1 pseudogene is annotated in these 248 nt (G+C 77.8%); it reads right to left on the bottom strand.

Annotated features, from left to right (window positions below):
* Positions 1-37 precede the first annotated feature (37 nt).
* A pseudogene (locus ACFXA3_RS39125) lies at positions 38-248 on the bottom strand (hypothetical protein); the annotation flags it as partial.

A 248-nucleotide genomic window follows, 5' to 3' on the forward strand; every position in this document is an offset into this window, starting at 1 on the left:
CACCTCCTGGTGTGCCGGGCCGCCGCGTTCGCAGGGGTTACCGGGTGCCGCGCAGGCGGCGCCACGGGGTGAAGGTGAAGACCGCGCCGCCGAGCAGGATCACCGTGCCGGCGACCAGGCCCAGGGCCTTGATGCCGCCGCCGTCCTCGGCGCCCGTCTCGGCCAGACCGCCGGAGGCGGTGGCGGAGCCGGTGGTGGAGCCCGTGGTGGCCGGCGAGCCGGAGCCGCCCTCCTGGGCGGTGGTGTCG

The organism is Streptomyces sp. NPDC059456 (assembly GCF_042750055.1).
Lineage (GTDB): Bacteria > Actinomycetota > Actinomycetes > Streptomycetales > Streptomycetaceae > Streptomyces.